This window comes from Helicobacter macacae MIT 99-5501 (assembly GCF_000507845.1).
In the GTDB taxonomy this organism is placed as follows: domain Bacteria; phylum Campylobacterota; class Campylobacteria; order Campylobacterales; family Helicobacteraceae; genus Helicobacter_B; species Helicobacter_B macacae.
Window position 1 is genome coordinate 206,022 of the sequence record NZ_KI669454.1, and the last position, 21,598, is coordinate 227,619.

The window sequence follows — 21,598 nt, forward strand, 5'->3', positions numbered from 1 at the left end:
TTTATGGGATTTTAGATTTTGGCTTAGAGATTTTGCATTTGCAAAAGTATGTCTTGCAGGGCTTTTTGTGGTGAGTGGGACTGATAGATAGGACGACCTATGACTATGAAATCCGCTCCTGCGCTATGTGCTTCTTGCAAGCTAGCTACTCGTCTTTGGTCATCTTTATTTGGGTTATTTTTGTTTGACTCATTTTGGTTTATTTGTGGGCGTATGGCGGGAGTTAGGGTAAGTAGCTGCGGGTGGGATTGCTTGATAAGTGCGCACTCTTGCACAGAGCAAACCATACCGTCTATGCGAGATTTTGCACAAGAATCGCTAAATTCCCTCACAGCTTGTGCTATGCTAGTGTGATACACTTCACTAAATTCTACTTCACTAAAGCTCGTAAGTGCGCTAACTGCCATTATGAGAGGTTTTGTAGAATCTAGCTTGTCTAGCCTTGCCATTATTTCTTGCATAGCTCTTTTGCCAGCACTTGCGTGGATTGTCAGCATATCTATGCCGATTTTTGCGCACTCATTGATAGCATCTGCCATTGTGTTTGGAATGTCATAAATTTTTAAATCCAAAAATATAGGCAAATCACATACTTTTTTTATCGCTTCTATGCCATTTATGCCATCACGCACAAACGCCCTAAGTCCTACTTTTAGCCAGATTTTGCTTTCTTTTGGTGTTTTTGGTGTGCTAAGCCTAAAATCGCTTTTTAAGTCGCTTATGCAATCTAGCGATTTTATAAGCGATAGATTTTGCTCTAAAGTATCTAAATCTAGCGCGATTACAAGATTCATCTTAACTCTTTTTGCGAGTGTATATAAGCGCGTAGATGAGCGCGACAACGATGACAAATCCTAGCGTGCCAAATGCGATATAGCGCAAATTTTGCTTTATGCTTGCAAACTCGCTAAGAGAGGCTTTTGAGGCAAAAATATCTACAATGTTGCTAATGCTTAAATCATCTCCAAACCACACCCCCACATAATACCCAAACACTGCCAAAATGCTTATCCAAATAGTCGCACCCAAAGTTGTATAAAAGCTAAATTTGATGATATTCATTCGCGCAAGTCCAGCAGGTAGGGAAATGTATTGTCTAACACCCATAATGAGCCTGCCCAAAAATGTGCTAATCTCGCCGTGCTTTTGAAAAAAGCTATCCATTTTATCCATCGTTTTTGGGGTGAAAAAGAAATATTTGCCATACTTTAGGAGAAATCCTCTGCCAAAATAAAGTGCCAAATAGTAGTTAAAAAGCGCACCTGCCAAGCTCCCGCCAGCTCCTGCTAAAAGTGCTAGATACATATTCATCTCTCCACGATAGACAAGGTAGCCCGCAGGAATCATCGCCACTTCAGAGGGAAAAGGAAAAAAGCTAGATTCTAAAAACATCATAATAAAAATCCCTGCGTAACCAAAAGAGCCTACCGCATCGACAATAGTGTGGATAATGTGATTCATTTTGTGCCTTTATTTTGTTGTGTTTTTGGGGTTATTTTGGCGTGCCTATTTGCCACAAAATCCATTTATTGCTTCATTGTGTAGCACGGGGCTAAACTCGATGATATTGTATGTGGCTGCGTTTTTTAGATTGTATGGGTCGTTTTTGGTAAATTCTTGCACGGATTCTAGGCTAGGAAATCTCCCAATGATGATTCCGCCTGTTTTTGGATTGCGCGGTCCAGAGGCAAGCAAAAATCCTTGCTCATAGCCTTTTGCTAGATATGCTCTATGCTCCCCCACGATAGAGTCTATCACTTCTAAACTAGCGGTGTAGTTCACTTCTATGATAAAAAGATTTGCCATTTTGCACTCCTTAAGATTTGCGCGTTTTGGATTTTGTCTGTTTGTCTGTGATAAATCATCGATAAAATCATCACAAAAAGCATAATGGTAGCAAAAAATGACAAAAATTGCCTAAATCTTGCGGTGCAAAACCACATAAAAATCTATGCAAAATAAAAAGCGTGAAAATGCTATTTTGACTGAAGTGCTTGCAAAATTTTGCGCAAAAAATTGTGCTAAGCATATCGCTAAATATTACTAACTCAAAGTGATGCAAAAGTAAAACAAGCAACATACGCAATAAAGAGCCAAAAAATATCTAAATGATTTTGCGCAAAAAAGCCTAAAATTTCAAAAAATCTAGCTGATTTTCATAAAAATCATAGAAAATTTATAAAAAAATTGTAACTTTTAAAAATTGATTAACTTTTTATAGGCTACAATTCTAATTGATAATTTTTATTGATTATCAAATCTTAATCTAAAAAAGGAGTAACTATGTTAGTTACAAGAAAAGCACCTGATTTCAATGCACCAGCGGTGCTAGCAAACAATCAAATCGTAGAAAGCTTCGAGCTTAGCAAAAATCTAGGCAAAAATGGCGCGGTAGTGTTCTTTTGGCCAAAAGATTTTACTTTTGTATGTCCTAGTGAGATTTTGGCTATGGACCACCGCGTGAAAGATTTTGCCGAAAAGGGATTTAATGTCATCGGAGTGTCTATTGACTCTGATGTCGTGCATTTCGCGTGGAAAAACACACCCGTAGACCAAGGTGGCATCGGCAATGTCAGCTTCCCTATGGTATCTGACATCACTAAGCAAATTTCTCGCGACTATGATGTCCTAGTAAACGGAGCGGTGGCACTTCGCGGCAGCTTCCTAATCGACAAAGACCAAATCATTCGCCACGCGGTTATCAATGATTTGCCACTTGGACGAAATATGGACGAAATGCTACGAATGGCTGATGCGCTATTATTTGTCCAAGAGCACGGAGAAGTGTGCCCAGCAGGCTGGCAAAAAGGGCAAGCAGGTATGAAGCCCACAGCTGATGGCGTAAAAGATTACCTAAAAAACAACGCTAGCAAGCTATAAAATTTGCCTGCATTTTGCAATCTTTAGGGGGGCGACTTACACACGCCCCTTAGAGATTGTGCTTACACCTTTTGGCACTTTGTCAAGTGGAGGTGGGGTTCATAAAGTGGGATTTATAAAAACTTAAAACAACACAAAAACTAGAGACTTCAAATATAAAAACTCTACTTGTTTCTTTCGCTCATTTCAAATCCTCAAAATCTACAAAAACACAAAATCTACTTCAAAAATCCTTGATAAACTTTTATTTGTTTGTGCTTCCTTTCTATGCAAAAATGTGCAAAAATTGTGTGCTAAAGTTGCGCACTTTACGCGATATTTTATGTTTTTAATGTTTTTTTAAGTTTAGAAATAGTTTAATTTCTATTTAAAATACATTTGCATACATAAATTTTGCAAAAATGTCGTTCGCTGTCGTTCTCGGTGCAGAATCAACCAAGAATCAACTTAGGAGAATCACAATGCCAACAACACAAAAAACACAAAAGCAGAAATTTTTGCAACTAAGCGTGGTGGCTACTTTGGCACTATCAAGTCAGAGTTTGCAAGCAGCTGATGACCTCACTTTCTCAAGGGCTATGCTTCAAAATGTCGCCCTTACTCATCTACGAAATAGTGTCATAGCTGATAGTATTTTGGACTCTATGACGAGGAAAAGCTTTCACTCCAACTATGGGCAAAAAACTGCTGTGGGAGAGCTAAAAGAAGCAGAAGAAACCATAAGAAACAGAGATTATGACTATGAAGCCATAGAGATATATGTCGCAGGCAAAGTCGCCAAAGAAAAAGCCCAAATAGCCAAACTAGAGGAAAAAGTCCAAGCACTAACCGAGCAACACAACGCACTTCAAGAAAAAGCCACCCAAGCAGCCATAGAGGAAGAAAAAGCCAAACAAAAAGTCGCACTCATAGAAAAAGCAAAAGTCATAGCCGAGCAAAAAGCAAAATCCGCCCTCCAAGTCAAAATCCAAGCCCATCAGCGCGAAAAAGCACGGCTAGCACGAGAAGAGTCTCTAGCCAAAAGCAAAGCCCAAGCCAAAATCCAAGCCCAAGAAAGAGAGCAAATCGCTACTAGAAATAGACAGAGAGATACCCAGCTAAATGAGCAAGTAGCACAAGCCAAGCAACTCCAAGCCAAAATCGCTCAAGCCAAGCAGACAAAAGCAAATCTTGCTAGGACACTAGAGCAAGAAAGAGCGCGGATAGATTCTCAAGTGCGCCAGCTACAAAAAGAGTATGAAGAAGACACACAAATCAAAAATCCAACTTCTATGCAAAAAAGCAGGCAAAAAGAGCGACAAAGAGAGATAGCAAATCTAAACACCAAGCTAAAAGACTTGAGTGCCAAAACAAAGCAAGATAGCCAATCCCAAGACATAATCATAACTAACAATGAAAGAGAGCTAGCAAAGGTAGATGCCTCCCAAAAAGAGATAAAATCAGCTTGTGAGCGCGACATAGCAAGCATAAAAGAGCAAAACAAACAAGAGTATCAAGCCCAGCTAAAAGAAATCGCTAAGCAATACTACCTAGAGCCACTTGATACCAAAGCCGAGCTAGAATCCCTCCGTCAAGAGCACACGCAAATAGAGGTCGCCAAAGCTCAAAATACAGAGATAAAGCTACCTCAAGCTAGCATATCTGCTATCCAAACACGGATAAAAGCTCTCTATCAGCAGCCAAATCAAGGCAAAAACCCCGAGATAGCACAAACCAAAAATCAAATCGCTGAAGCACAAAAAAAGCTCGAAGAAAAAGCAGCCTACTTCACTGCCCAAGCTAAGCTAGAGCAAGATAGACAAAAGCAATTAGAGCTAGACTCTGTGCGGGTGGATTTGAGTGAGGTAAACAAAATACGGCTAAAGGGCGTGGATTTGGATAAGCAGGATTGGACAAATCAGCAGATTTTGGACGCGCTTGATAGGATATTTATCCCTTATTATGGGGATAAAAAACAGCACTTTTTCCTAGTCCCTTATGCACTACATAGCTACCTAAACGAAAAAAGTAGCATAAAAGGAGATGATATAGGTGGGGGAGTCTTGCTAGGAATCGAGCGCAATCTAGGACCTCTAGCAGGTAGAATCGGTGGGTATGTGGGCTATGAGTTTGGCTACCTAAATACCACTGTGGAGGGTGGCGTTAGCAATGTCGATACAAGTATATACAATCACGGCGTAAATGGTGGTTTGACTTATTTCAAGCCATTTGCCACGAGCGGGACAAATGAGTGGTTTTTCAAAACAAGTTTGCGTGGAGGAGGGAGATTTATGACTTACAATAATGTCAATATCTATGGAAATACAACCACAACTCTAGGCAGCGCAAAACCTGATATGATAAAAGCGTGGAATGTAGGTATTGATATGCGAGCGGGCAAGAAATTTTACTCTGTGAAGCGAAACTCGTATTTTTCCCCAGAATTTGGCATAAGCTATGATATGCTCCAAACGCTGAAGTGGGATTCTGTGAGTGTGAATGGAAATAAAGAATCTATAAAAGAGCATTCTTTTCACTTGCCTCAAGCAAGAGTGCAGATACACTATCAAAAGGCGTTTAGAAATACATTTAAATTCTCCGCGACACTTGGTGGCGTGTATAACATACTAAACACACCTAGCGTGTCCTACTACATAGATTCTAACTCTACGACAACTCCAACTAGCAAAGGAGTTGATTTGCCTGCGGTTTATGGCGTGGCGGATTTGAATGCTCACTGGGCACTAAAGAGCAACACAGAGATTACATTTGGCTACACGGGCGCGTATTTTAGCACGGCAGTATCTAGCGCGGTTTTCCTAAAAATCGCTAAGTGGTTTTAGGTGGCACTCTTTTAGATAGATTTAATGGATTTTGCTTGAATTGACTTTAGTAAGTCTTTAGGCTTTGTTTGTGCGGAGCAAAATATAGCTTGTTTTTTCGCTAGATTTGTTTAAGTGATTTTTAGTGGCACTTACACTATGTAGCTATATTTCTATGTTTATAGTATATTTCTGTGGGTTTTAGGATTCCAAAATCTGCTTTAGCAAATCTATGCTTTGGGCTATGGCTAGATTTTCTTCTTGCCTAGTTAAGTTAGATTTTGGGGATTTTAGAAATACATAGCGATTATCCTTTGTGCTCCATTTTTTGCTTTCACTTCTCTCATATAGCCCGATAGTGCTTATCCCTAGATTGCTACTTAGGTGGATAATCCCCGTAGAGGGCGAAATCACTACCCTGCATCGGCAAATCATTTCGGCTAGATTTAGCAAGTCATCGTTGTTTTTAAACACAAGCACGGAGCTATACAAATCACCTTGCTTCTCTAGCTGTGTGATAAACTCGCTATGCACTTTGGGGTAGGTGATGACAAGGGGGAGTAATCTTGTAGGGCATTGCTTTGTGGGGTGCGCTTGTGTGGGAGCTGTATCTTGGTGGCTAGTTTTGTGGTTTGTATTTGTGTGATTTTGGCTAGATTTTGTCATTTCTAGCGCGTTTGTCTTTTGACTTTTGTAGCTGCCCCCCCCCCATTTAGGATTTAGCATAGTGATAGCTCTCATAAGGCGAAAATACCCATCTAGTGATAGCGTGTGCCCACACATAATGCTAAAAGGATTTACTAAAATCAGCGCGAGATTTTCGCTGGTGTCGATACTGCTACCGATACTGTGGCGCAAAAACTCATCGACAAATTCTTTGTTTTCTTGCGTAGTTTTTACTCTAGCCTTGTCAAAATCTATATCCTTTATGCGCTCATCATAGGATTTTTTATCCATAGCTCGCACCATTTTTAGACAATGCGCCCTTATGCCGACTTTTTGCAAAAGTAGATTTCGCATAGGCACTAAGCGGATATGTCTATATCTAGGAAGTAGTGGCAAAAGCACATTTGCGCCCTTGCAAGCGATGATGATTTTGCTAGCATTTAGTCGAGGTAGGAGAGGAAAGATATGTGAGTAAAATTTGGTGATTATTATGCAGTCGTAAGTGTATTTGTTGATTTTGGGGAGGGACTCTTCTGGTAGGTAGCCCTCTAGTGAGTGATACTCATCGACAAAATCCACCTGACTTACAAGACGCTCCATAGCCCCACCCACGCCAAAAAGCACCACTTTGGCGTTGGGGTGGATTTGCTTTAGCGCGTAGATTGCCTCCATTGCGATGACATTATCGCCAAGTCCATATCCATATAGATGCACAAATCCCACAACCATTTTGCCTGCTACTGCGCTTTTGGATTTCATAGATTTTGTGTTTTTGGCTTTGTGATAGTGTGTGCTTTGTGTTGCTTGCTTTGTGCTGTGCTTTATTTTTTATCTTGGGTAGAATCTTGCATAGGTTTTTTACTTTGCATAGAATCCACAAAGAGATATTTATGCTCTTGGGGGAGTGCCTCAAATACCGCTTCTGCTAGCTCTTGGATTTCCCATAGTGCGTAGTGAGAGCTGCGAAGCTCTAGGAAATTTTGCAAACTCCTTGCATTGACACTCCACGCTAGCTCTGTGAGGTAGGATTCTGGCATAGCAAACTTAGCAAAATCCATTTTCATATCTGGCTGGTTTAGTAGATTTTGGAGAGCTTTTAGCGCGTTTAGGCTAGCGTTGTCTACTAGCTCATTGCCTGTGAGTTTGATAAATCTGCTTGCGCTCTCAAGTGAGCTAATATCGGCTTTGCGGAGTTCTTTTAGGGTGTAGCGAGAAGACTTGACACTATAAGAGGCGATTCGATGCCTTGCTAACTCTTGCAAGCACGCCCTTGAAATGCCTTTTATGTAGAAGTTGTAGTAGAGGTGCTCTAGGGTGGATTTGTGCTTATTGATATTGCCTACGCGGTAGATGAGGGATTTGTCTGCCTCACCACCGTCATCGCTTTTATCAAAGCTCTGCCAACACGCTCTGATAGCGTTTGAGCATATAGGAAGTGGTGTGTAATGTAGCAACTTTACCTGCACAGACATCGCCAACCCTTGCCTAACTTTTGCCTATATTTTTGGACTTTGCGCTAGTCTCTTAGCTGTGTGCCTAGCTGTGCCAAGACTATCCATAGTTATGTGCGTTGGATTTGCGCTAGGATTTGGCTGACTGCTTAGCACTATTGCTTTCTAGCGTTTGCTTCATTTACGCGGATAGTCCTGCCACCGAAATTTGTATTATCAAGTGCACTCATCGCAGCTTGTGCCTCTGCATCGTCCATTTCTACAAACCCAAATCCCTTTGGTCTGCCACTTTCTCTATCGTTTATAAGCTTCACGCTATGGACTTTGCCATACTGCGAAAATAGCTCGTTCATTTCCTCGTTTGTCGTAGAATAGGGGAGATTTCCCACATAAATGCTTTTCATCACAATGCTCCAAAAGTAAGATTCCAATGCCTCATTAAAATCCCAAGTGAAAACGCAAAATTACAGAATCTTAAAAATGCAGAATCTAAATTTTGGAAATCGCCTCTTAAGCCCTTAATGCAACATTAACGCTTGTAATCGTAGGCTTTTTGTGCTTAAAGTTTGCTAAAACACGCGGGATTTTGCGTAAAGTTTAGTCATTTTCACAAAAACCTAAATTCTTGTGAAAAAAAATCATAGAATCTAGAATTTATTGCTAAACTAAAACTATGCTACAATTAAAGTATCACAAATATCAAAGGAGCGAAAAATGAAAGTTTTTAAGCTCATCATTTCACTATTATGTGCTTGCTTATTTGTCATCGGGTGTGCGAAAAAAACCGCGCCAAGCATTGATAACACAACTTCCCATAGCCCAAAACCTCGTCCCACGCCACAAAACGCACCCACCTTGCAAAGTGCGCCTACTCTGCAAAGTGCGCCCACTCTGCAAAGTGCGCCCACTCTACAAAGTCCATTGCAAGGCATACAAAAAAGCGTAATAATTGCCAAAAATGGCGATACCATTGATGGCAATGGATATGCAAATACCTTGTATCATATCATTATCTTTGATAATACCGTGCTTATGGGCGGGATTTTTGATGATAAGCAAGGCATATATAAAAGCCCCGATAGAGAGATTAGCTACACGCTTACGGGCGACACGCTAACAATCAAAGATATTGCCCAAAATACGCAATTTACAATCATCAATTTTAGTCAAGGCGATTTTAATATTTATCTTAGCAACAATCCTACAAAAGAAGTCGCAATCGTGCTAAATACAAATAAATCAATGAGTGCGTATATCAACGCGCTAAAAGACATTGCGCCATTTGTGGGAAATCACATTTTGGGCGAGCGGGAAAAGCAATTTGCCAAAATTTCGCTTGAGACTTTTACCTACATTCGTTTAAGTGATTTAGGCACTTTTTATGATGCGGAGGACTTTGCGGACGCCATAAATAATGTGAATGTAAATAGATTAGCCTCTTCGGATAATATGGTAAATTTGGGCTTAATTATGGGAATGCGCAATTTCACTAATGCAAATGGGCTAAAAAAGGAAGTTTTCCTCATCACAAATGGCGCGTCCGATGACCCACAGAATCTAGAAAGAGTGCTGTTTAGCGCAAAAAATCTAAAAGCACAGCTTGATAGCCGCGATAAAGACAATCTATTAAAGATTCACATTTTTGCAATTAAGCCATTTAACTCGCGCAAATCCGCTAGTGAAAATATAAGGCTTTTGAAAAACCTCGCAAATGCCACAGGTGGCACATATAACGAGATAGAAAATGTGGTTGAGCTAAAGGAAAAAGTGTTGCTTTTTAGCAATGATGGCAAAGCGTTTGATAAAAAAGAAATAGGCAATGAGATTCGCATAATAGAAACGCAAAAGCTAGATGACCCTGATAAATAGTGTGGATTTTGCAAAGTGGTAAGTGAATCTAAAATAGCTCGCTATGTGAGCCGATAGCAAGGCAAGTGAGGATAAAACGCACCCCTCTTTTTTGTAGATTAAAAGCAAATCTGGCTTTATGTGGCATTCTCTAAATCCCTCGTATTGTCCTGTTAGCTTGTGGTCTTTGTGCTTTGGCTCTAGGGATTCATCGTTTAAAAGTTTATTGATAATAGCCTTTGCGCTTTGCTTATCATTTTGATTTAGCTTTTTATATTGCCTTTTGAATCGTGAGGTAGGTTTGAATATATACATTAAGCATTTGCTCCAAATACTTCTCTTTCAAATTCCTCAAAACTCTTGTAACTTTTAAGCGAATCTTTTTCTCTCTCATATTCTCTTATGGCTTTGTCTATGCCTTTTTCACGGCTTATCTTCACTTTTGCTTTGGCTAGTTTGGCGATACTTTTGATGATTTTTGCCAAATCTTTGTCGGCATTTTCTATGGTGATAGTCATTTGCTTATCCTTATGAAAGTAAAATTTCGCGCATTATAGCATAGATTTGCGCGGTTTGGATACTTCACGCTATTGCGCTTAAGTTTTTGCAAAAACCATAGAACCCACACGCTAAAAGAAAATCTACAAATCAAAAAACATTACATCACAATAGCTACTGATATGCCCTGCTTCTGTGTGTTATGTTGATAGCATAAATAATCAACTCACTATCAATGATTTCGCATATTATGCGATAATCTCCCACGCGATACCGCCAGAATCCAGAGAGATTCCCCGCTAGTGCCTTTCCCCTTTTCCGTGGATTTTCTAGCTTTTGTAATTCTTGTGTGTAGTCTTTTATACGCTTTTGAATCGCGCTATCTAGTTTTTTGAATTGCTTTTGCGCGTTTTTGGAGTAGAGAAAGCGCATTAGATTCCTAGCTGTTTATAAAACTCACTAGCTTCTATGCCATTATCGCCCTTTAGCCTATCCTCGCGCCCTTTTATCGCTATGGCTAAGTCCTCTAAATCCTCCAAATAAGCCTCCAAAGCCTCTTGCATAAGTTTTTCTTTTGAAATTTCTTGCTCTTTAGCGAAGCGATTATACGCATCTTGCAGTTTCTGTGGCAAGTCCAAAACCACGCTCATTTGCTACTCCTTTTGGTTAGATTTGTGTGTATTGTAGCATAAATTTGTTTTAGTTAAAGTTTGTGCTTTGGCTTTGTGTAGTAGTGTATGTGCTTAAAGTTTGCTAAAACACGCGTGATTTTGCGTAAAGTTTAGTCATTTCCTAAGCAAAAATTTCTTATAATGCGCTTTTGTGATGACTGTGATGGCAATGTGGTAGCAATCACAAAACATATAGAGATTATTAAGGTGATGAAATTGTCCGCTTTTATAAAAACCATAGACACTTACACGCTAAAAGAAAATCTGCAGGATTTTTGTATCATAGATATTCGTGGAAAACAGGCGTTTTTAAGCGCACATTTGCGCGATTCGCATAATTTCCAAAGCAAAGATGAAATCATAGATTTTCTGCGCTCACAAGCACAAGCTACAAATCAAAAGCCCATTTTGTTTGTATGCTTTAGTAGTATAAAGGCTAGGGCTATGTGTGAGGGCGTGGCAAAAGATAAGGCATTTTTGGCACATTATGGCTTTGATAGAGTGTATTATTTAGATTGTGGGATTATGGAGGCGTTTGAGAGTGGGTTAGAAGTGTGTGAAGGGAGTGATGATACGCAAGATTTTGGCGAAAAGCAAGAATCAAATCCGCTAATCTCTCAAACTATCCAAAATATAAAACAAAAATACCTAGCTAGTAAAAAGGCGTGGGTGGTTACTTTTAGTGGTGGTAAAGATTCTACTTGCGTGTTGCAGCTCGTGTATGAGATGCTTTGCTCTTTGCCACCGCATTTGCGCCGTCCTACCTTTGCTATCGCGTCAAACACACTTGTGGAAGCCCCGCATATTGATAGGTTTTTGCATAGCGTGATTGATTCTATCAATTCTCACTCAAAGGCGCACAGTATCCCCTTTGAAGTGATTTTAGTCGCCCCAAGTCTTAAAGATGATTTTTGGGTAAATCTCATCGGCAAGGGTTATCCAAGCCCTACGCGCACATTTCGCTGGTGCACAGAGAGGCTAAAAATCAACCCCGCAAAAGCAGAGGTAGCAAAAATCACGCGCAAATATGGCTCGTGTATCTTGCTACTAGGCTCACGCAAAAGCGAATCAAGCAATCGCAAAAAGTCCATACAAAAGCGAATCTTAAACGAGGAGGGCTACTCTCAACACCACGATTTCCCAGATACGCTGACATTCTCGCCCATTACTGAATGGGATACAGACACGGTGTGGGGCTACTTGCTCTCACATAAGCCTTTGTGGGACAAAGACCATAGTGAGCTTTTCTCACTTTATTCTAAAGCAAGTGGTGATGAATGTCAGTTTATCACGGATTTGGCTCAAAGTAGCTGTGGCGGTTCGCGCTTTGGGTGCTGGGTTTGCACGGTGGTAAATGAAGATAAATCAATGCAGGGCTTTATAGGAGCGGGGGAGGCAAATCTAAAGCCACTTAATGATTTTCGCAACTACATAAAAGAATTACGCGAAGATTCTAGAGCGAGGGCGGATTATAAGCGAGATGGACGCGCAGTGTATAAGGTGGGAGGGCTTGGACCATTTTTGAGTAAAATTCGTGCTATAATGCTTGAAAGACTTTTGGAGGCTGAAAGAGCGTTTAGACAAAGCGGTGGTGAGTTGCTTATCACAGATGAACAGATTTTGGCGATTCAAGCGCAATGGGATAAAGATTTTGATTTGGATAAAACAGCGATAAAAATAGCCCAAAAATTTGGGCGGTTAAAGGAGCAAAAAATGGAAAAACATACCGTGTTGCATAGAGAGATTTTAGATGAGGTGCAAGAAGTAATGAGCCAAAAGCACGGCGAGAGTGTGCTAGATTCTAGAAGTATAGAAAGTCTTATAACACAATCAATGAGTATATGCAATAATGCTGGCTCTCGTGGCAGGCATAGCGCACCAGCGCAGATAAAAGCCCAAATCGAAAAACTCATCAGTGATAAAACTTCCAAAGAGCAAACACAGCAAGAGGAGGCGTAGCAATGTTTATTAGCAAAATAACGATATGCAATCTTTTTGCTTACTATGGCGAAGTAATCGTAGAATTTAAAAAACAAGAGGGTAAAAATATTTATTGTATCTATGGCAATAATGGTTTTGGCAAGACGAGTTTTATCAGGTGTGCGAAACTGCTATTTTTGGGCACAGGTGGAGAGAGTGAAAATATCCCAGATACCATAAAGCGATTTGCACCAAAAGCAAATGATTTAAAACAATTTATAAGAGGTAATGCAAATTGGAGTGGAATCCTTAATAAAAACGCATTGCAAAATGCGGGGGGGGGGGGGGGGGTAGAAAATAAAGAATTTTTCGTGCGCTTTGATGGGCATATAGATGATAGTAAGATTAGCATACAAAGAACTTATGAAATTACACAATCAAGCATTAAAGAGAGCTTGTTTTTAGAGATTGATACAGAGAAATTCTGTGATTATGAAGCACAGCATAGGCTAAATAATATTTTGCCTGAAAATTTTGTGGAATTTTTCTTTTTTGACGGTGAGGAAATCGAAAAAATCGGCGATAATTTGCGCACAAAATTACGCGAAAAGATTGTGGATATTTTGCAGATTAAGCCACTTGAGATTATCATAAAGCAAGCACAATTATTGCGAGATGACCTCCTAAAAAGTCAAACAGAAAATAGCAAACAAAAAAACGAAATAGAAGTCAAAAAATCACAACAAGACACAAAAGAAAAAGAAATAAATGCAAAAAACGAAGCCATAAGCAATACCCAAAGGCTTTTAGATGATAAAAGAGAGCGTGTGAAAGTCTTGCAACGCAAACGCGATAAACTCATCGCTGATAGTAGTGCAGAGCTAAATGAGCTAACGCGAGAAAAAGATGATATAGAACAAAACCTACACCAACAAAAGCAAAATCTTAGCGAGAGTATGAAATCCATAGTTTTTGCAAGTAATGCTAGCTTAATGCAAAGGCTTAAAGACGAGCTAGAAAAAGTAGAGCATAGCACCCAAAAAAGCGATATAGAGGCACTAAGCCGACTTATCCCAGATATGACACTCTTAAGCAATCAAAAGATAGACACACTGCATTATGAGCAAAGCACAAAGGCTGAATTGCAAGAATTTTTTAGCACACTTTTGCAAGAAATGCCACACAATCTAGAATTTAGACTTGCTAAAGAATATTCTAAAATCCCTTTGCAGCTCATAGGAGAAATTAGAGAAAGTATTGTAAGGACAGAATCTAGCACAGCATTGCGAGATATTGAAGCGATAAAAAAACTAAAACGCGAGCTTGTAGCAGTAAAAGAGCGCATTAGCGAGCTAACTACTGATGAGTATGTAAGAAAGGAAAAAGAAGAGATAGATGAGGAGCTAGCAAAATGCGAGGAGGAAATCAAAAACTACCAAGCAGAGCTAGAAAATTTTAAACGCGAGCTAACCGAACTAAAGATAGAATTAGAAAATCTAACAAAAGAGCTTAATAGCTTGGAGCAACGCATTGATATTGAGCGCATAAAGAATAAACTACACTTGCTTGATGTGCTAAAAGAGAGTATTGAAGCATATAGAGAAAAACTCGTTTCTGCATTGCGGATAGAACTGCACGATATGATTTTGGATAAATACAAACGCACTATCACAGATGATAATATCGCGGAGTTAGAGATTGATGAAAATTTTGAGATAAAGCTCAAGGATAAATATGGCGAGCCAATCACGGTAGAATCTCAAAGTGCTGGGCAAAAGCAGGTTTTGGCGATTTGTATTTTTGGTGCTTTAAGCGAGCTATCAAAATCTCAAATACCATTTATTTTGGATACGCCTCTAAGCAGGATTGATTCAAAAAATCGTGCAAATATCATAAAGCATTATTATTCTAAAGCGGACAATCAAGTGATTATATTGCCCCTAGACACAGAAATGGGCGCAAAAGAATATGAGTTTGTCAAGCCAAATTTGGCAGGGATATACAAGATAGAAAATGATGATGACAGAAGCCACGCTAGCATAAAAGAAGTGCAAGATATTAAAGAGATTTTATAAAGTGATTTTAGCAAAAGGAGTGCAAAATGGCAGATTTTCATACCACTAGCAATGAGGAGCTTTGTATTGATAGACTACGCAAAGACGGATTTGGATATAAGCAGCCAGATTTTAGTGATAGTGATTTCCCTAAATATCTTGTGCTACGAGTGGCTTTGGCTAGAGCATTGCAATCTAGCAAAATCGCTCTAGATTCTCCACAATGGGATAGCAAAAGACTAAGCGGGGATAAAGGTAAAGAATATCATTTAGAGCAGCTAACAGGAAAGGGCAAAGGAAAACAAGAGGGTAAGCAAGAGGACTTTGATATGCTTATTCGCTCACTACTTTATATCCAGCATAAAGAGGAGCTAGAGAGGGACAATATTGATATTTTTAGCAGTGATAAAGAATACACAGAGATTTTATCCAAATACATAAAGCGGGGGCTGTATGAAATATATCATTCTTGGAAAAACAATGATTGCATATATCAGTGGTGTTTGGATAATTTGGCATTGCAAGCTATGCAAACTCACATAAAGAAAGAGAGCGAAAATGTGCCAAGTGCTGATAATGCTTATTTTGAACGATTGCAAAAATACTTTAGAGGGTTTGCCATAAACATACAGCTTATCAATGAGGAGGATTCATATCGTCATCATATTTGCAAAATCGAGCTTACAGACCCTAGTAAAATCCAACATTTTGAGAGCAAATCAAAATACCTTGATAAAGAGCTAGGACAAACGGTGCTTGTAGAAGCAGTAGAGCAAATGTCAAGAACATACAATATCCAAATCGCAAAGCCACAGGAGCAATGGCAAAATTTAGGCTTGCAAGAATTTAGGGCTGGATTAGCCGAGCTAAAAAGACACGATTTTAAGCTAGGGATTTATGCGGGAAATGATATTGATAAAGAAATGCTTTGCTTTGACTTAGCGCAAGCCCCGCATTGCTTTGTGGCTGGGGCAACAAATAGTGGCAAAACAAGATTTATCCAAACGATGATAGTGTGTTTACTGCAAAATCCCAATGTTGAAATTGCTGTGATTGACCCAAAGCAAGGGATTGACTTTAGGATTTTTATGCCTAAAATTAGATTTATTACAGATTTGGAGGAAGTGCGTGATTACTTTGATGAAAAAATAGCAGAAATGGAATCCCGTTTTGCTCAAATGAGCGAGGCTCAAAGTGATGATATACTCAAACTAGGCTTGCGCTATGAAGTCATTATCATCGATGAGCTAAAAGACTTAATCGACCAAGAAAAGAAAAAAGAATTAAGCACGCCATTAGGGAGATTGGCACAAAAAGCAAGGCAAGCTGGGATTCATCTCATACTAGGCACACAAAGACCAGATTCTGCTAGCTTTAGTGGCATTTTACGAAGCAATATCCCAAGTCGCATAGCTCTAAAGGTGCAAAAATCCACAGAATCAAAAATTATCCTTGATGAGGTGGGGGCAGAAAAACTGCTAGGCAAAGGCGATATGCTAGTAAAAATGGCTAATATGTCAAAGCCAAAACATATCTTTAGCACTCTTTTGCAACCTGATGATATAAAAAGCCTAATCTAGCAAGCTTGGCACACAAAATCTAAAATAAACTACTAAAATAGGCAATAGTGGCGTTTATATTTTGGATTTAAGATTTTGCGTTGATATTAGTTAATTTTTAGGCAAAATTTCTTATAATGCGCTTTGTGATAAGAATCCAAACTATCACAAAATCACAACAACTAAAGGAGAAAATATGTTTGAACTACGAACGCTACCTTATCAAAAAGACGCTTTTGGGGACTTCCTAAGCCCTATCACTTTTGATTTTCACTATGGCAAACATCATCAAACCTACATAAACAACCTTAATAATCTCATTAAGGGCGGTGAGTTTGAGAATGCCGAGCTGTATGACATTATCAAAAAGTCAAGTGGTGGTGTGTTTAACAACGCTGCGCAGGTGTATAACCACGATTTTTATTGGGACTGCATCACGCCAAAAGGCGATACAAGTGCGATTAGCGCGGAGCTAAAGGCGGCTTTAGATTCTGAATTTGGCGGAATCGATGGGTTTAAAGAGAAGTTTTTGAGCGCGGCGACTACGCTGTTTGGCTCTGGGTGGTGCTGGCTCGTGCTAAATGGCAACAAGCTAGAAATCGTGCAAACAAGCAACGCACAAACACCAATAAGCGAGGACAAAATCCCGCTACTTGTCGTAGATGTGTGGGAGCACGCCTACTATATAGACCACAAAAACGCGCGCCCTGCGTATTTGGAAAAATACTTCGCGCATATAAATTGGGCGTTTGCCTCTAAGGCGTATGAATGGGCGCAAAAAGAGGGTGCAAGCTCGGTGCGGTTTTATATAAACGAACTGCATAAGAAGTAGGGTGCTTTGGCACAAAAACGCGGGGAAAAACGCGTGAAATACTGAACGCGGGAAGTAGCTCGACAACGCGACAAATACGCGTAAGAAACGCGGAAATACTTAAAAATACGCGGGGAATACTGAACGCTGGAAATAAGGCGGGAGATACACTAAATATACGCGTGAGAAAGGACACAATAGCGCGTTTGTGAAATAAATGCGCTATTGTGTGTGAGTAAATGCGCGTTTGGCACACATTTGGTGTTTATCACGCCTTAAGCGTGCTTTTGGTTGATAGAGCCTGCTTACTTGTTTTGATTGGCAGGCTTAAGTTTGAGAGGAGTGGATATGGTATTTTGCTTTATCCAAACACTTCACATTCCTCTCAAATTTACTTAATTAGCATATATTCAAATACGCAAAAATATCACACAAAATCTTTAGAATCAAATTTCACAAACTCACTCAAAAATCATCAAAAGGCTAAAAAAATGCACCAACAAAAGCAATCACACCAACAAAATAAGCAAAATCAATCAAACAATCTCACAAACAATACTACTTCAAACGACACAAATATCACAGCAAATGTAGCCCAAAATCCACAAAATCATAGCACAACTATTTCTGCTCCCCCCCCCCCCCAATAGAAAATACCTTTTTAGCCTAGATTATACCTTAAGCATTTTTGCACTTTACTTCATAAGCCTAGCTGTTTTTGGGATTTCTAGACTGTGTATGCAGCTGTCTTTTGTGAGTGCGGAGGTGGGATTAAGTGATAAGCTAAACCTCTACAAATATGGATTTCTCTATGATACACGCGTGATTTGCATAGCACTTTTTGTGTATCTAGCACTTGTATATGTGCTAAAGCCGCTTAAGCATTTGTGTCAAAAGCCAAATATTTTGCTACGCGCAAGTAGTGTCTATGCGTTTGTGCTTGGGTTTGTATGCGCTAGCTTTGCTATTGTAAATTTTTATTATTATGAAATGTATAAAACCAAGATTGATATTTTTATCTTTGGGCTAAAAGATGACAACACAAAAGAGATTTTAGGCATTATCTTTAGGGATTATCCTGTGGGTGTGCTTACCTTGTGTATATTATTCATCGCTATGTTTTATGCTTTTGTCAATTCTAGGATTTTGCGTAAAATCAATATGCCCCTTGTGCGACTTCGCACTTTTGCAGTGGCAAATCTCGCACTTATCTGCGTGCTTTTCATCGGTGCGCGTGGCTCTTTTGGCTCATTTCCACTAGGCGAGAAAGATAGTACTATCTCTACCTTTGCTTCTATAAACGCGCTAAATCCCAATCCGATTTTGGCGTTTTCTTGGGCTTTTTCGCAGTATAGGGCAGATAGTGATTATTTCATAGCAGATAGAGATGCTTTTGAGAGGGAGTTTTTGAGCTTACAAAAAGAGATTTTTACAATCCAAAGGACAAGCCCAAAATCCACAAAATCTACTTCACAAGCCACTTCAAAACCCCTGCCCAAACCTCATATCATCATAAACCTAATGGAGAGCTTTGGTAGCGGGGCTTTGAGCTTTGATTATGCTTTTGCGCAGGATTTGTGGCAAAATCTAGAGCAAAATGCGCAAGACAATACACAAGTAATACAACAAAATCAACAAACACACAAAAATCCAAGACTTGATTTGCTAGGTAGTTTAAGGGAGCATTTTTTGAGTGCAAGAGTTTTTGAAAAAACTTCAAAAATAAAAACACAGCAAGATTTTAGGCAAGATTTTGTGTTTTGGCGGTTTTTTAGCTCCAATACAGGAACTGCGCCATCGTTTTTTGATTTGTATTTTTTGAGCCCTACGATAAATCTCTCCACAGGCAAGATGAAAAAACACAAGCTAACGCACACGCCACTAGACACACTAGAGCAAAACGGCTATGAAGTGGTGTTTATCACTTCTAGTTCTGGCTCGTGGGTAAATATCACAGAATATCTACAAAATCAAGGCATAAAGGTTTATGATGCTTCGTTTTTGGGCGCGAAATATCAAGACGCTGATAAGCACAAAAATAGCTTTGGAATCAATGATGAGTATATCTACAAATGTATTATGGAAATATTGCAATCAGCTAGTAAGCCTACGGCGATTTTTACGCTTACTACTTCAAATCACCCGCCATTTATCACGCCAAGTGAGTTTGATGAGGTAAATGCCCCAAATATCACCGCAGATGTGCAAGAGAGGTTTAACAAAAAAGCCAAGCCAAAGAAAGTGCTAGGCTCGTTTTTGTATTCAAACAATGCCTTTGGAGAGTTTTTGAACGCACTAAAGAAATCTAGTGTTGGCAAAAGCACTGTGGTGTTTGCCACAGGGGACCACCATTTGAGAGATTTGAGAGCGTTTCCTCCGCGCTATAACGCGCTAAATTTTGCCGTGCCGTTGTATGTATATATGCCAAAGCAAGTGCAGGATTCTCTAAAATCTGCGGGTAGGGATATATACTATGACCCTTTGCGTGTGGGCTCTCACAAGGATATTTTCGTAAGCATTTTTGAGCTGTTTTTGGACAATGCCGAGTATATCTCACTAGGTGGTAAAAATATGCTAGGTAGCAAAAATGATAAGTATGAGTTTGGGATAAATGCGGGGATTTGGGCTAGTGATGAGGGAATCTACTATAATGGCAAACTTTTTAGGTGGCGATATGGTGGGGATTTTGGGAGTTTGGGCGAGCTAGTAGAGACTAGCTTTGAGCCCGAGCAAATTGGGCAAGCTAGCCTTAAGCAAGTCGGGCAAGAGCAATCTAGCCTTAAGCAAGCTAGTCAAAGAGGGCAAGACTTCAAGCACAAATATGATAGGCTAAATCAAATGCAGTTTTTGTGGAGGATAAATTCTGCAAAATAGGTAAAAAATAGATGCGCAATAAACACGCAAAAGTAAGTGTGCAAAAAAGATATGCCTTGAATATTGCTAGGTATTTTTTGGATTTTGTGGCGTATATCATCGAATCTATTTTTAGCCACTTCAAAAGGCACAAAACTTAACAAATAATTGACTTTTTGGGCAAAATCTTAATAGTTTATATGCAAAATCACTCAAAAGATAAGCATATTTTTTACTTTTTTATCAAAATTGCCACAATAATGAACATAGTTTAAGTGATATTTAAACTAAATAGCTTATAATGTTTTCTCACAAATCCTAGTATTTTAGGATTTGTCCCACAACATACTTTCTTAAGGAGTGTCATTATGCAACACAAGCACGAGCAATCTATGACGCAATCAGCGTTTTCCCCACTAGCTGACATAGACGCAAATGCCCAAGATATGATGTATCAGCAGGCAAAGGAGAGATTGGATAGTTTGAGCGGTTTGCCCGCTTGCAATGCTGATAAAAATCTGCATACCGAGCTAGAATCAAAGGGTATTAGTAGGCGTGATTTTATGAAATGGGCGGGTGCTATGACAGCTGCACTATCGCTACCTGCGTCTTTTGTCCCACTTACTGCGCGTGCTGCTGAAGTGGCAAATCGCTTGCCTGTGATTTGGCTTCATATGGCAGAGTGCACGGGTTGTTCAGAGAGCTTGCTAAGGACAGAAGACCCAACGATTGATAGCATTTTGTTTGATATTATCAATCTTGAATACCACGAAACCATAATGGCAGCTTCTGGGCATCAAGCCGAGCAAAATCTAGAAAACGCTATCAAAAAACACAAAGGCAACTACATACTAATGGTAGAGGGTGGTATCCCAAAAGGCAGTAGCGAATACTTCCTAACTATCGGCGCACACGGACGCACAGGTGCACAAGAGTGTAGAGATGCCGCTGCTGGGGCTGCTGCTATATTTAGCATAGGGACTTGCTCTAGCTACGGAGGCGTGCAAGCTGCTGCGCCAAATCCCACCAATGCTCATCCGCTAGATTCTATCATCTCTAAGCCTGTGATAAAAGTCCCGGGCTGTCCTCCAAGTGAGAAAAATATCGTAGGCAATGTGCTTTATTTCGCGCTATTTGGCAAACTACCACCTACTGATGCTTTTGGGCGTCCTACTTGGGCTTATCAGCACAGAATCCACGATTTGTGCGAGCGCAGAGGGCATTTTGATGCGGGCGAGTTTGTCCAAAGCTTTGGTGATGAGGGTGCAAAAAATGGCTACTGCCTCTACAAAGTAGGGTGCAAAGGACCATATACTTTCAATAACTGCTCAAAATTGCGCTTCAATTCTCACACAAGCTGGCCAATCGGTGCAGGGCACGGCTGTATCGGTTGCTCAGAGCCAAATTTTTGGGATACGATGAGTCCATTTGAGCGACCACTTGGCAATACGCCATTCCACACTGCGTTTGGTGGGTATGGTGCGGATAAGACAGCTGATACGATAGGCACGGTGATTTTGGCGGCTACTGCGGTAGGTATCGCAGCGCACGCCGTAGTATCTGCTACACAAAAAGCTAAATAGCAA

At 39.9% G+C, this 21,598-nt stretch carries 20 protein-coding genes; 10 read left to right on the forward strand and 10 right to left on the reverse strand.

All coding sequences use genetic code 11. The features are described 5' to 3' along the window. Positions 1–23: 23 nt before the first annotated feature. The 3 genes from pyrF to HMPREF2086_RS00905 are packed head-to-tail and all read right to left on the reverse strand — an operon-like array spanning position 24 to position 1,806. Positions 24–794 carry an orotidine-5'-phosphate decarboxylase gene (gene pyrF, locus HMPREF2086_RS00895; protein WP_023926838.1) on the reverse strand — a complete coding sequence of 257 codons (771 nt, stop codon included), beginning with the start codon at positions 792–794 and terminating at the stop codon, positions 24–26. A 1-nt stretch (position 795) separates the two neighbouring features. Beyond that, on the reverse strand, positions 796–1,461 hold the full coding sequence (locus HMPREF2086_RS00900) for a DedA family protein (RefSeq protein ID WP_023926839.1): 666 nt from the start codon (positions 1,459–1,461) through the stop codon (positions 796–798). 45 nt (positions 1,462–1,506) lie between these two features. Further along, positions 1,507–1,806, reverse strand: coding sequence for a YciI family protein (locus tag HMPREF2086_RS00905; protein ID WP_023926840.1), 300 nt, complete (start codon positions 1,804–1,806; stop codon positions 1,507–1,509). Between the two features lie 477 nt (positions 1,807–2,283). Between HMPREF2086_RS00905 and HMPREF2086_RS00915 the strand changes: the two genes are divergently transcribed. Together HMPREF2086_RS00915 and HMPREF2086_RS00920 are read left to right on the forward strand one after the other, a co-directional pair. Beyond that, a complete protein-coding gene (locus tag HMPREF2086_RS00915) occupies positions 2,284–2,880 on the forward strand; it encodes a peroxiredoxin (RefSeq protein WP_023926841.1) in 597 nt (198 codons plus the stop codon). Between the two features lie 461 nt (positions 2,881–3,341). Next, a complete protein-coding gene (locus tag HMPREF2086_RS00920) occupies positions 3,342–5,702 on the forward strand; it encodes a hypothetical protein (protein WP_023926842.1) in 2,361 nt (786 codons plus the stop codon). 180 nt (positions 5,703–5,882) lie between these two features. Here HMPREF2086_RS00920 and HMPREF2086_RS00925 read toward each other — a convergent pair whose 3' ends face one another. The 3 genes from HMPREF2086_RS00925 to HMPREF2086_RS00935 form a co-directional block, all read right to left on the reverse strand. After that, positions 5,883–7,106: a glycosyltransferase family 9 protein gene (locus tag HMPREF2086_RS00925; RefSeq protein ID WP_034560215.1), complete on the reverse strand. Its 1,224-nt coding sequence runs from the start codon at positions 7,104–7,106 to the stop codon at positions 5,883–5,885. A 62-nt stretch (positions 7,107–7,168) separates the two neighbouring features. Beyond that, positions 7,169–7,813: an FAD-dependent thymidylate synthase gene (gene thyX, locus HMPREF2086_RS00930; protein ID WP_034560575.1), complete on the reverse strand. Its 645-nt coding sequence runs from the start codon at positions 7,811–7,813 to the stop codon at positions 7,169–7,171. Positions 7,814–7,953: 140 nt separating this feature from the next. Beyond that, the gene (locus tag HMPREF2086_RS00935) at positions 7,954–8,202 is read right to left on the reverse strand and encodes an RNA recognition motif domain-containing protein (RefSeq protein ID WP_023926845.1); all 249 of its coding nucleotides are present in this window, start codon (positions 8,200–8,202) and stop codon (positions 7,954–7,956) included. 310 nt (positions 8,203–8,512) lie between these two features. On the opposite strand from HMPREF2086_RS00935, the gene HMPREF2086_RS00940 reads away from it, so the two are divergent. Continuing rightward, a complete protein-coding gene (locus tag HMPREF2086_RS00940) occupies positions 8,513–9,667 on the forward strand; it encodes a vWA domain-containing protein (RefSeq protein ID WP_023926846.1) in 1,155 nt (384 codons plus the stop codon). Here HMPREF2086_RS00940 and HMPREF2086_RS00945 read toward each other — a convergent pair. The 4 genes from HMPREF2086_RS00945 to HMPREF2086_RS00960 all read right to left on the reverse strand — a co-directional run bounded on the left by HMPREF2086_RS00945 (position 9,647) and on the right by HMPREF2086_RS00960 (position 10,794). Beyond that, on the reverse strand, positions 9,647–9,961 hold the full coding sequence (locus HMPREF2086_RS00945; RefSeq protein ID WP_023926847.1) for a type II toxin-antitoxin system YafQ family toxin: 315 nt from the start codon (positions 9,959–9,961) through the stop codon (positions 9,647–9,649). The two genes, HMPREF2086_RS00940 and HMPREF2086_RS00945, sit on opposite strands and share 21 nt — an antisense overlap. Then, a complete protein-coding gene (locus HMPREF2086_RS00950; RefSeq protein ID WP_023926848.1) occupies positions 9,961–10,164 on the reverse strand; it encodes a hypothetical protein in 204 nt (67 codons plus the stop codon). Before HMPREF2086_RS00950 ends, HMPREF2086_RS00945 begins: the two co-directional genes overlap by 1 nt. Before the next feature lie 154 nt (positions 10,165–10,318). Further along, positions 10,319–10,576: a type II toxin-antitoxin system RelE family toxin gene (locus HMPREF2086_RS00955; RefSeq protein ID WP_023926849.1), complete on the reverse strand. Its 258-nt coding sequence runs from the start codon at positions 10,574–10,576 to the stop codon at positions 10,319–10,321. Further along, positions 10,576–10,794: a hypothetical protein gene (locus HMPREF2086_RS00960; RefSeq protein WP_023926850.1), complete on the reverse strand. Its 219-nt coding sequence runs from the start codon at positions 10,792–10,794 to the stop codon at positions 10,576–10,578. The genes HMPREF2086_RS00955 and HMPREF2086_RS00960 overlap by 1 nt, the downstream gene beginning before the upstream one ends. Positions 10,795–11,031: 237 nt before the next feature. Between HMPREF2086_RS00960 and dndC the strand changes: the two genes are divergently transcribed. The 7 genes from dndC (at position 11,032) to HMPREF2086_RS00995 (ending at position 21,595) form a co-directional block, all read left to right on the forward strand. After that, on the forward strand, positions 11,032–12,774 hold the full coding sequence (dndC, locus tag HMPREF2086_RS00965) for a DNA phosphorothioation system sulfurtransferase DndC (RefSeq protein ID WP_232219081.1): 1,743 nt from the start codon (positions 11,032–11,034) through the stop codon (positions 12,772–12,774). A gap of 2 nt (positions 12,775–12,776) precedes the next feature. Next, positions 12,777–14,810, forward strand: coding sequence for a DNA sulfur modification protein DndD (locus HMPREF2086_RS00970; RefSeq protein ID WP_023926852.1), 2,034 nt, complete (start codon positions 12,777–12,779; stop codon positions 14,808–14,810). Positions 14,811–14,836: 26 nt separating this feature from the next. Continuing rightward, complete coding sequence (locus tag HMPREF2086_RS00975) at positions 14,837–16,369, forward strand: FtsK/SpoIIIE domain-containing protein (RefSeq protein WP_023926853.1); 1,533 nt, start codon at positions 14,837–14,839, stop codon at positions 16,367–16,369. 175 nt (positions 16,370–16,544) lie between these two features. Then, a complete protein-coding gene (locus HMPREF2086_RS00980; RefSeq protein WP_023926854.1) occupies positions 16,545–17,180 on the forward strand; it encodes a superoxide dismutase in 636 nt (211 codons plus the stop codon). A 218-nt stretch (positions 17,181–17,398) separates the two neighbouring features. After that, positions 17,399–17,809 carry a hypothetical protein gene (locus HMPREF2086_RS00985; RefSeq protein ID WP_034560217.1) on the forward strand — a complete coding sequence of 137 codons (411 nt, stop codon included), beginning with the start codon at positions 17,399–17,401 and terminating at the stop codon, positions 17,807–17,809. 88 nt (positions 17,810–17,897) lie between these two features. Then, the gene (locus HMPREF2086_RS00990; RefSeq protein ID WP_023926856.1) at positions 17,898–20,033 is read left to right on the forward strand and encodes an LTA synthase family protein; all 2,136 of its coding nucleotides are present in this window, start codon (positions 17,898–17,900) and stop codon (positions 20,031–20,033) included. A 425-nt stretch (positions 20,034–20,458) separates the two neighbouring features. Further along, positions 20,459–21,595, forward strand: coding sequence for a hydrogenase small subunit (locus HMPREF2086_RS00995; protein WP_034560588.1), 1,137 nt, complete (start codon positions 20,459–20,461; stop codon positions 21,593–21,595). Positions 21,596–21,598 lie beyond the last annotated feature (3 nt).